This is a genomic window from Achromobacter sp. 1011791174 (assembly GCF_059760925.1).
Genome location: NZ_JCBANH010000148.1, coordinates 1 through 9,382 on the forward strand (window position 1 = coordinate 1; position 9,382 = coordinate 9,382).

Below are 9,382 nucleotides of genomic sequence, written 5' to 3' on the forward strand. Positions count from 1 at the left end.
CCCTGGTGCCGCTGGCCTGGTGGCTGGTGCCGGATCGGCCGCGGCCACGGCCCAGACCACGCGGGTCCAGTCGCCGGAGGAAGCCAGCGCGGCCAGGGCAGGCAGGAACACCAGCGTGCCGGTCGCGGCGCTGGCGGTCAGCAGGCCCATCACCAGTCCGCGATGGGCGCTGAACCAGCGATTCACGACCGTGGCGCCCAGCACGATGGCGACCGCGCCCGAGCTGATGCCCGAGAACACGCCCCAGCTCAGCAGCAGGTGCCAGGGTTCGGTCATATAGGCGCTGGCCGCGCTGGACACGGCCATCAGGCTCAGCGCGCCAATGAGCACCCGGCGCAGGCCGAAGTGTTCCATCGCGGCGGCGGCGAAGGGACCGACCAGGCCATAGAGGAAGATCCCCAGCGCGGCGGCGAATGAAATCGAGCTGCGGCTCCAGCCGAAGGATTCCTCCAGCGGCACCAGCAGCACGCTGGGCGTGGACCGCAGGCCGGCCGACACCAGCAGCGACAGGAAGATCACCGCGACGACCACGAAGGCGTACCGCTGGCCGGCGCGGCGGAACGGGAATGGGGGGTGGGGTATACTCATGTTACTGACCGGTACGTGTTGAGATGTGCGAATCGTACGTACCGGTTAGTAACGCCGTCAAGTTGTTTTTGCGCGACCGGGCGGCCCTTCTTTGCACAGGAGCGACACATGGCCAGCAAATCCACCGTTGCGCGCAAGCGTCCGGCCGCCGGCGCGGCGGACGCGCAATCCCCGGACAAGCCGCTGCTGGCGGCGGACCGGATACGCCGCACCGCCAGGGAAATGTTCTATCGCGACGGCATCCGCGCCGTGGGCGTGGACGCCATCGTCACCCAGGCCGGGGTGACCAAGCCCAGCCTGTACCGCAGCTTCGCGTCCAAGGACGAGCTGGCGGCCGCCTATCTGCGCGACTACGACGCCGAGTTCTGGGGGCGCTTCAACGCCGCCTGCGACGCGCATCCGGGCGATCCGAGGGCGCAGCTGATGGCCTACCTGACCGGGCTGAGCCAGCGCGCCGTGCAGGCCGGCTACCGGGGTTGCGGCCTGACCAACGCCGCCGTCGAATACCCGGAGGATCCGCATCCGGCGCGCGCCGTGGCCGTCGAGCACAAGGTCGAGCTGCGCCGGCGGCTGGCCGACATGGCGCGCGGCATGGGCGCGACCGATCCGCAGGCGCTGGGCGACGGCCTGCTGTTGCTGCTCGAAGGGGCGTTCGTATCCAGCCAGCTGTTCCACGAGGGCGGACCCGCCGGGCAACTGGCCCAGGCCGCCGGACGGCTGATCGACGCCTGGGTCGGTCCGACGCCGGATGTTGCGCCGCGGCGCGCGGGCGATTAAGGCGCGGCCGGTCTAGTTCGATAGGTTTAGGGGCTAGTCCGCATTAAGCAAGAGATGAAAATCTGATAGGAAAATTGCATTGCGGCGCGGGTCACGCGGATCTAGCATGGGCTGATGCTGGTTCCTAGTCGTGAGTTCTCCGGGAGAGAATCATGAGCGATGCCACGTTGAAGCATGCACGCATGTCCGACGAGCTGGAACGGACCCTGATCCAGGAAGCCATCCAGGCGCAAGCCTTGTCGGACGGGCCCTTCGGACGCCAGGCCTGGCGGCGGCTGAAGCTGCGCATGGCGGCCTTCGGCGGCGCCTTGGGCGAGATGCTGCATGACATGGATGCCGGACGCCGGCACCATCCGGTGATTTCTGCCTATCGGGACGCCTCCCGCAAGGGCAAGTGAAAAAGACGCCAGCGCGATGCTGGCGTCTTTTTTGTTTGCCATGACGCGGTTGCGCGCGGATGCCGCGTTACAGCAAGGTATCGGCCAGCAGATAGCCATCCAACGCGATGATGCCGACGGTGGCCGCGATGGCAGCCCAGGCCCAGGCGCCGCGCAGCGCGTGCCGGCCCATGATGGACTTGCGGCAGGCCAGCAGCACCAGCGGCGCCAGCGCGAAGGGCAGGGCCAGGCTCAGGATCACCTGGCTCAGCACCAGCAACCCGTCGGGATCCTGGCCGCCCGAGTAGCCGAGCAGGCCCGCCGCGGCCGCGCCCGCGATCAGCCGGGTGGCCAGCGCGCGGCGACGATCGGACCAGTTACTGCCGGCCTGGAAGCCGCGCGACAGGATGCGGCCGGCCAGCACCCCGGTGATGGTGGAGCTTTGCCCCGCGGCATACAGCGCCACCGCGAAGATGATGGCTGCGCCCGCGCCCAGCGTGTGGCCGATGGCCGCGTGGGCGTCGTCCAGGCTGGAGACGATGAGGCCGGGGCCGGACAGGGATGCGGCGGCCACGATCATGATGGCCGCGTTGATCAGCATGGCCACGCCCAGCGACAGCGCGGTGTCATTGCGCGCCACGCGCATCGCGATGTCGCGCGCGTCCGCAGGCAGGCTGCGGGCGCGTTCGGCCAGCGAGCCCGAATGCAAGTAGAGGTTGTGCGGCATCAGCGTCGCGCCCAGGATGCCCAGCGCGATCAGGAAGCCCTGCGGATCGCGCAGCGCGCCGCCGGTCCGGGCGACGCCTTGCGCGACCTCGATCCAGGCGGGATTGGCCTTGAACAGCAAAAACACGAACGATGCGGCCACGATGGCCAGCAGCACGGCGATGACGCGTTCGTGGCGGTCGGCGTTGCCGCGCGTCAGCGCCAGTACGGCGAAGGTGCCGACGCCTGTCACCGCCACGCCGCCCAGCAGGGGCAGGCCGAACAGCAGGCGCAGCGCGATGGCGCCGCCGACCAGCTCGGCCAGCGCGGTCGCGAGAATGGCGGCCTCGCCGGCCAGCCAGGCGGCCTTGGCCATGCGGGGGGAGAGGTGGCGCGCGGTCAGGGTGGCCAGATCCTGGCCCGTGGCCAGCGCCAGCCGCGACACCAGCACCTGGAAGCCCAGGGCCAGCAGCGCGGATGCGATGACCACCGACAGCAGGCCGTAGCCGAAGCCGCTGCCGCCGGCGATGTCGGTGGCCCAGTTGCCCGGGTCGATGTAGCCGACGGCGACCAGCAGGCCCGAGCCGACCATGCGCCGCATGCTGGCGGACAGCTGGGCGTTCTGCGCCAGGGCGGATTTGCCGCCCGACATCGCGACGATGAGTCCGGTCATGAACCACTCCTGAGAATGGTTCTCATTATTCTCTTAGGCAGAACGCCCGTCAAATTGATTTTCGCCAAGCCCGGGATAGGGCGGTCCAATGATGCGGCGGGCGGCGCGCCCCGGCTGGCCGGGGCAGGCGCGGGGCGGCGGACCGGCCTCAGGCCTTCAGTCGCGCGTCCATGGTGATCTTCGCCTTCAGGACCTTGGACACCGGGCAGCCGGTCTCGGCCTTGCGGGCCGCGTCTTCAAAGGCCTGGGCGCTGGCGCCCGGGATGACGGCTTCCACGGTCAGGTGCACGGCGGTGATGGCGAAGCCGCCGTCGGCCTTGTCCAGCGTGACCTCCGCCTTGGTGTCCAGTCGCTGGGCAACCATGCCGGCCTCGGCCAGGATGTTGGACAGCGCCATGGTGAAGCAGCCGGCATGGGCCGCGCCCAGCAGTTCCTCGGGATTGGTGCCGGGCGTGTCGCCGAAGCGGGTGTTGAAGCCGTAAGGCTGTTCCTTGAGCGCGCCGCTTTGCGTGGAGATCGTGCCCTTGCCGGTCTTCAGATCGCCCGACCAGGCGGCGGTTGCGGTTTTCTTCATGGGTAGACTCCTTCATCAGGGAAAAGGGGAGGCGTCCGCCACGCCGGTGCGCCGTTGCGGCGAAGCCTGGCAGTCATGTTACGGCGACCGGACGCGGGCCCGGGCAAGCCGATGTAACCGCAAGCCCGCGCCATTGCATCGACATCGAGTGCGCGCGCGGCGATGCGCTTGCCAGCAGGCGCGCGCGCCGTCACACTGGCCCTCGAACAATTACATACAGGTGCGGAATCAAGATGCTGGTGATCGACACGGAAAAAACCCGCGGCGCGCTGTCCTTCGAACAGGCCATCCCCGCCTTGCGCGAGGCCTTCGCGCAAGGCGCTCACGTGCCGGCCCGCCATGTGCACGCGATCGAGTCCGGCGGCGCGCATGGCACCTCGCTCATCATGCCGGCCTGGAACGAACGCGGTTATTTCGGCGTGAAGGTGATCAATATCTTTCCCGAGAACACGCGCCAGTCGCTGCCGGGCCTGCACGCGACCTATAACCTGTACAGCGCCCGCAGCGGCGTGCCGCTGGCGCAGGTCGACGGCGACATCGTCACGGTGTTCCGCACCGCCGGCGCGGCGGCGCTGGGCGCTTCGTACCTGGCGCGGCCGGACGCCGCCGTGTTGCTGATCGTGGGCTCCGGCCGCATCGCCGGATTGCTGGCGCAGGCGATGCGCGCGGTCCGGCCGATCCGCAAGGTGCTGGTGTGGAACCTGCGGGCGGCCGGCGCGCAGGCGCTGGCCGAGGAGCTGCGCGCGCAGGGGTACGACGCGGCCGCGACCGAGGATCTGGAAGCGGCGGTGCGGCAGGCGGACATTGTCAGCTGCGCCACCTTGTCCACCGTGCCGCTGGTGCATGGCGCCTGGCTGCAACCCGGCACGCACCTGGACCTGATCGGCAGCTTCAAGCCCGACATGATCGAAACCGACACGGCCTGCTTCGACGGCACGTCCGTCTATGTGGACACCGATGAAGCGCCGACCAAGGCCGGCGACCTGCTGGCCGCGTTCCAGGCCGGCGTGCTGAAGCGCGAAGACCTGCGCGGCACGCTGGCGGATCTGGTGTCGGGCAAGGCGCCGGGCCGCCGCGACGCGCGCGAGATCACCGTATTCAAGGCGGTCGGCAGCGCGCTGGAGGACCTGACGCTGGCGGCGCTGGTCTACGAGAACCGCACGGGCGCGAACCCGATGAACTGAAGACGCGAGGCAGTCGCCACGCCGCGCGCGCCCGGATGCGCCGCGCAAGGGACGCCGCCGGTTTGGGCTACTATCCCCGTGCCCGTTTTTGCCGTACCGGCCTTTTGCTTTTCATGAGATCCGCTGTCATGTCCCGCCTGCTCGCGCGCCTCGCCTGCGTCGCCGTCCTGTCCGTTCCCGCCCTGTCCGCCCATGCCGAAATCGTGATAGGGGTGGATGTGTCCACCACCGGCGCCGCCGCGGCCATCGGTATCCAGACCAACAACGCGGTCCGGCTGTGGCCGGCCACGCTGGGCGGACAGCCCGCCCGCTACGTGGTGCTGGACGACGGCACCGATGTGAGCCGCGCCGTGAAGAACATGCGCAAGCTGACCTCGGAGGACAAGGTCGACGCCATCGTCGGCCCCAACATCACGGCGGCCGCGCTGGCCGGCCTGGATGTGCTGGCCGAGACCGGCACGCCGATGATCGCGTTGGCGGCCTCCAGCGTGATTGTCGAGCCGCTGTCCGATCCCAAGCGCGCCTGGGCCTTCAAGATGCCGCAGAACGACTCGCTGATGGCCACCGCCCTGGTCCAGGACATGAAGAAGAAGGGCCTGAAGAACGTGGCCTTCATCGGCTTCGCCGATTCCTATGGCGACAGCTGGTGGAAGGAATTCAGCGCCGCCGCCGGCGCCGACCTGAAGATCGTGGCGCAGGAACGCTTCCAGCGCACCGACGCGTCGGTGATGGGCCAGGTGCTCAAGCTCATCGCCGCCAAGCCCGACGCGGTGCTGATCGCCGGCGCCGGCACGCCCTCGGCCCTGCCGCAGAAGACGCTGCTCGAACGCGGCTATGGCGGCGTCATCTACCAGACGCACGGCATCGGTACGCTGGAATTCCTGCAGGTCGGCGGCAAGGACGTGGAAGGCACGCTGTTTCCCACCGGCCCCGGCGTGGTGGCGCGCGAGTTGCCCGATTCCAATCCGGTCAAGCAGGTGGCGGTCGCGTTCGCGGACAAGTATGAAGCCCAGTACGGCGCCCATACGCTGACCCAGTTCGCCGGCGACGCCTACGGCGCATGGATGCTGCTGGATTCGGCCGTGGCCCGCGCCCTGAAGGGCGGCGCCAAGCCCGGCACGCCGGAATTCCGCAAGGCGCTGCGCGACGCGTTGGAGTCGACCCGCGACCTGGCCGTGCCCAATGGCGTGTTCAATATTTCCAAGGACGATCACCAGGGCTTCGACGAGCGTGCGCGCGTGATGGGCGTGGTCAAGAACGGCCGTTTCTCCTACGCCGGGCAATAAGGACACGTCTTGTAGCGATCCCTCGCATTCGCCGCCGCTGCCCAGGGCGGCGACTATCCAAGCAGGCCTCGGCCTGCTTTTTTATGTTCATATGATTAGTGATGAAATCATTTATTGACGTATGATTTCTAGCGAAGACATTGCGACATGGGAGAAAACGATGAGCGAGACCACTCTGCCGCGCGCTTCCCGCCGCCACGCCTGGCTGGCAGGCATGCTGCTGGTCCTGGGCGCAGCCGGGCTGACAGGCTGCTCGGACTCCGGTTCCGACAGCCAGGCCGGCTCAGCGGGCGCCAAGGGAGCCGTCAGCACGCTGGAGGCGGCCAAGGCGGCCGGCAAGATCCGCATCGGTTACGCCAACGAGGCGCCGTTTGCGTACATGGACAGCCAGCGCGCCGAGGTGACGGGCGAGTCCGTCGAAATCGCCCGGGTCGTGCTCAAGCGCATGGGCATCAACCAGGTCGAGGGCGTGCTGACCGAGTTCGGCTCATTGATTCCCGGCCTGCAGGCCAAACGTTTCGACATCATCGCCGCCGGCATGTACGTGACGCCCGAACGCTGCCGCCAGGCGGCGTTCTCCAATCCCACCTATGGCGTGAGCCAGGCCCTGTTGGTCAAGCAGGGCAATCCCAAGAACCTGCACAGCTACGAGGATGCGGCCAGGAACCCCAACGCCAGGCTGGGCGTGGTGGTGGGCGCGATCGAATCGGACTACGCCGCCAGCCTCAAGGTGCCGCCTGACCGCACCATCGTGTTTCCCGACGCGGTGAGCGCGCTGGCCGGCGTGCAGGCCGGGCGCGCCGACGCCTATGCCGCCACCGCGCTGACCGTGAACGACCTGATGGGCAAGGCCGGCAAGGACAGCGGCCTGGAAAAGGCCGAGCCCTTCACCGATCCGGTGATCGACGGCAAGGGCGTGCGCGGCTATGGCGCCTATGCCTTCCGCAAGGAAGACCAGGCCTTCGTCGACGCGTTCAACGCCGAGCTGGCCAAGTTCCTGGGCACCGAGGAGCACAAGAAACTGGTCGCGCCCTTCGGCTTCACGGCCGAGGAGCTGCCCAAGGGCATGACGGCGGCCAAGCTGTGCGCGGGCCAGTGAGGGTGGCGCCATGACGAGCTGGATCGAGACCCTGGGCGAGCTGGCGCCGCCGCTGCTGGACGGGCTGGGCGTGACGCTGCAAGTCATGGCGGGCGCCGCCGCGTTGGCCGCGCCGCTGGCCGTGGTCGCGGGCGTCGGCCGTCTGTCGACGCGGCGTCCGCTGCGCTGGCTGGCCTCCGTCTACGTCGAGGTATTCCGTGGCACCTCCGCGCTGGTGCAGCTGTTCTGGTTCTACTTCGTGCTGCCGCTGTTCGGCCTGCAATTGCCCGCCATGCTGGTCGGCATCGTGGTGCTGGGTCTGAACGCCGGCGCCGATGGCGCCGAGGTGGTGCGCGGCGCGATCCGGGCCGTGCCGCCGGGCCAGCGCGAGGCGGGCGTGGCGCTGAACTTCACGCGCGGGCAGATCCTGCGGCGGCTGGTCTTGCCGCAGGCCGTGCCGGCCATGCTGCCGCCGGCAGGCAATCTGTTGATCGAACTGCTCAAGAACACCGCGCTGGTGTCGCTGGTGACCATCACCGACCTGACCTTCCGAGGCCAGCTGCTGCGCAGCGAGACCTTGCGCACCACCGAGATCTTCAGCCTGATGCTGCTGATGTACTTCGCCGTGGCCTTGCTGATCACCGCGGGCGTGCGCCTGCTTGAACGGAGGCTGCGCATCCGATGACGCCGATATTCGACTGGTCATACGCGCTTGAAATCCTGCCCACGCTGGGCGCCGCCCTGGTCGTCACGATCCAGGCGACCGTGCTGGGCATGCTGGTGGCCGTCACGCTCGGCCTGGCGCTGGCGCTGCTGCGACGCTCCCGGCTGCGGCTGGTGTCATGGCCGGCGGCCTTCGTGATCGAGTTCGTGCGCAGCACGCCGCTGCTGGTGCAGATGTACTTCCTGTTCTATGTCCTGCCGCTGACCGGCTTGCGCATGTCGCCGCTGGCCACCGGGGTGCTGGCGCTGGGCCTGCACTACGCCGCCTATTGCGCCGAGGTGTACCGCGCCGGCATCGAAGCCGTGCCCAGGGGGCAGACCGAGGCAGCCATCGCTCTGAACCTGCCGCGCTGGCGCACGGCGGTGGACGTGGTGCTGCCGCAGGCGATTCCGCCGGTGGTGCCTGCATTGGGCAACTATCTGGTCGCCATGTTCAAGGACACGCCCTTGCTGTCGGCCATCACGGTGGTGGAGCTGTTGCAGCAGAGCAAGATGCTCGGCTCGGCCACGTTCCGCTACACCGAGCCCCTGACCCTGGTGGGCGCGCTGTTCCTGGCGTTGAGCCTGCTGGCGGCCTGGGGCGTGCGCGGGCTGGAAACCCGCCTGCAACGCCATGGAGGAAAACGATGAGCGCCAGTGTGAACATCCGCGACCTGCGCAAGCGCTACGGCGATCTGGAGGTGCTCAAGGGCATCAATCTGGAGATCCCGTCCGGCCAGACCGTGGCCGTGATCGGCCCGTCCGGCTCGGGCAAGTCGACCTTGCTGCGCGTATTGATGACGCTGGAGCGGCCCAGCGGCGGCGAGATCGAGATCGACGGCGTGCCCATGTGGACAGACGCCGGCGGCAAGCCGGCGGGGCTGCATTCGCCTCACTTGCGCAAGGTGCGCGGCAAGATCGGCATGGTGTTCCAGCACTTCAACCTGTTTCCCCACATGACCGCGCTGGGCAACACCATGGAGGCGCCGCTGCGGGTACAGGGCCTGAGCCGCGAGCAGGCGCGCGAGCGCGGCGTCGAATACCTGGAGATGGTGGGCTTGGGCGACAAGCTGGACACCTATCCCGCGCAGCTGTCCGGCGGCCAGAAGCAGCGCGTGGGCATTGCGCGGGCCCTGGCCATGTGTCCGGAGATCATGCTGTTCGACGAGGTGACGTCGGCGCTGGATCCCGAGCTGGTGGGCGGCATCCTGCAGATCCTGCGCGACCTGTCCGCGCGCCGCAGCATGACCATGATCATCGTCACCCACCAGATGAAGTTCGCCGAGCGCAGCTCGGACCGCACGCTGTTCTTCGACGAAGGCAATATCGTCGAGGACGCGGAGTCCGCCACGCTGTTCAGCCAGCCCAGGGAAGCCCGTACGCGGCAGTTCCTGGACAGCGTGATCGAAGGGCAGTGAACGGAGGCGGGGGCGGAGGG

Annotated in this window: 11 protein-coding genes; 8 read left to right on the forward strand and 3 right to left on the reverse strand. The window is 68.5% G+C overall.

Annotated elements, in window-relative coordinates:
• Positions 1-588 (reverse strand): MFS transporter (locus AC6LJ5_RS28990; RefSeq protein WP_498142314.1); only part of this gene is annotated, 588 nt, incomplete at its 3' end.
• A 108-nt stretch (positions 589-696) separates the two neighbouring features.
• On the opposite strand from AC6LJ5_RS28990, the gene AC6LJ5_RS28995 reads away from it, so the two are divergent.
• Both AC6LJ5_RS28995 and AC6LJ5_RS29000 read left to right on the forward strand, forming a co-directional pair.
• On the forward strand, positions 697-1,365 hold the full coding sequence (locus AC6LJ5_RS28995) for a TetR/AcrR family transcriptional regulator (protein ID WP_392408904.1): 669 nt from the start codon (positions 697-699) through the stop codon (positions 1,363-1,365).
• A 152-nt stretch (positions 1,366-1,517) separates the two neighbouring features.
• Complete coding sequence (locus tag AC6LJ5_RS29000; RefSeq protein ID WP_103275137.1) at positions 1,518-1,763, forward strand: XRE family transcriptional regulator; 246 nt, start codon at positions 1,518-1,520, stop codon at positions 1,761-1,763.
• 67 nt (positions 1,764-1,830) lie between these two features.
• Here the strand turns inward: AC6LJ5_RS29000 and AC6LJ5_RS29005 are convergent, their stop codons facing one another.
• Complete coding sequence (locus AC6LJ5_RS29005) at positions 1,831-3,120, reverse strand: Nramp family divalent metal transporter (RefSeq protein WP_103275136.1); 1,290 nt, start codon at positions 3,118-3,120, stop codon at positions 1,831-1,833.
• A 148-nt stretch (positions 3,121-3,268) separates the two neighbouring features.
• Complete coding sequence (locus tag AC6LJ5_RS29010) at positions 3,269-3,694, reverse strand: OsmC family protein (RefSeq protein ID WP_103275135.1); 426 nt, start codon at positions 3,692-3,694, stop codon at positions 3,269-3,271.
• 233 nt (positions 3,695-3,927) lie between these two features.
• Here AC6LJ5_RS29010 and lhpI point away from each other — a divergent pair, with 233 nt between their 5' ends.
• The 6 genes from lhpI to AC6LJ5_RS29040 all read left to right on the forward strand — a co-directional run bounded on the left by lhpI (position 3,928) and on the right by AC6LJ5_RS29040 (position 9,362).
• Positions 3,928-4,878: a bifunctional Delta(1)-pyrroline-2-carboxylate/Delta(1)-piperideine-2-carboxylate reductase gene (gene lhpI / locus AC6LJ5_RS29015; RefSeq protein WP_498142315.1), complete on the forward strand. Its 951-nt coding sequence runs from the start codon at positions 3,928-3,930 to the stop codon at positions 4,876-4,878.
• A gap of 128 nt (positions 4,879-5,006) precedes the next feature.
• A complete protein-coding gene (locus AC6LJ5_RS29020; protein WP_103275133.1) occupies positions 5,007-6,164 on the forward strand; it encodes an ABC transporter substrate-binding protein in 1,158 nt (385 codons plus the stop codon).
• Positions 6,165-6,378: 214 nt separating this feature from the next.
• Complete coding sequence (ehuB, locus tag AC6LJ5_RS29025; RefSeq protein WP_498142318.1) at positions 6,379-7,263, forward strand: ectoine/hydroxyectoine ABC transporter substrate-binding protein EhuB; 885 nt, start codon at positions 6,379-6,381, stop codon at positions 7,261-7,263.
• Positions 7,264-7,273: 10 nt separating this feature from the next.
• Positions 7,274-7,927, forward strand: a complete 654-nt coding sequence (gene ehuC, locus AC6LJ5_RS29030; RefSeq protein ID WP_498142316.1) for an ectoine/hydroxyectoine ABC transporter permease subunit EhuC — start codon at positions 7,274-7,276, stop codon at positions 7,925-7,927.
• Positions 7,924-8,595 (forward strand): ectoine/hydroxyectoine ABC transporter permease subunit EhuD, encoded by a 672-nt coding sequence (gene ehuD / locus AC6LJ5_RS29035; protein ID WP_392408899.1) that lies wholly within the window; start codon positions 7,924-7,926, stop codon positions 8,593-8,595. The genes ehuC and ehuD overlap by 4 nt, the downstream gene beginning before the upstream one ends.
• Positions 8,592-9,362, forward strand: coding sequence for an amino acid ABC transporter ATP-binding protein (locus AC6LJ5_RS29040; protein ID WP_498142317.1), 771 nt, complete (start codon positions 8,592-8,594; stop codon positions 9,360-9,362). The genes ehuD and AC6LJ5_RS29040 overlap by 4 nt, the downstream gene beginning before the upstream one ends.
• Positions 9,363-9,382 lie beyond the last annotated feature (20 nt).

Coding starts and splice junctions, on each gene's coding strand:
- AC6LJ5_RS28995 (WP_392408904.1), top strand. CDS start 697: ATGGCCAGCAAATCCACCGTTGCGCGCAAGCGTCCGGCCGCCGGCGCG.
- AC6LJ5_RS29000 (WP_103275137.1), top strand. CDS start 1,518: ATGAGCGATGCCACGTTGAAGCATGCACGCATGTCCGACGAGCTGGAA.
- AC6LJ5_RS29005 (WP_103275136.1), bottom strand. CDS start 3,120: ATGACCGGACTCATCGTCGCGATGTCGGGCGGCAAATCCGCCCTGGCG.
- AC6LJ5_RS29010 (WP_103275135.1), bottom strand. CDS start 3,694: ATGAAGAAAACCGCAACCGCCGCCTGGTCGGGCGATCTGAAGACCGGC.
- lhpI (WP_498142315.1), top strand. CDS start 3,928: ATGCTGGTGATCGACACGGAAAAAACCCGCGGCGCGCTGTCCTTCGAA.
- AC6LJ5_RS29020 (WP_103275133.1), top strand. CDS start 5,007: ATGTCCCGCCTGCTCGCGCGCCTCGCCTGCGTCGCCGTCCTGTCCGTT.
- ehuB (WP_498142318.1), top strand. CDS start 6,379: ATGCTGCTGGTCCTGGGCGCAGCCGGGCTGACAGGCTGCTCGGACTCC.
- ehuC (WP_498142316.1), top strand. CDS start 7,274: ATGACGAGCTGGATCGAGACCCTGGGCGAGCTGGCGCCGCCGCTGCTG.
- ehuD (WP_392408899.1), top strand. CDS start 7,924: ATGACGCCGATATTCGACTGGTCATACGCGCTTGAAATCCTGCCCACG.
- AC6LJ5_RS29040 (WP_498142317.1), top strand. CDS start 8,592: ATGAGCGCCAGTGTGAACATCCGCGACCTGCGCAAGCGCTACGGCGAT.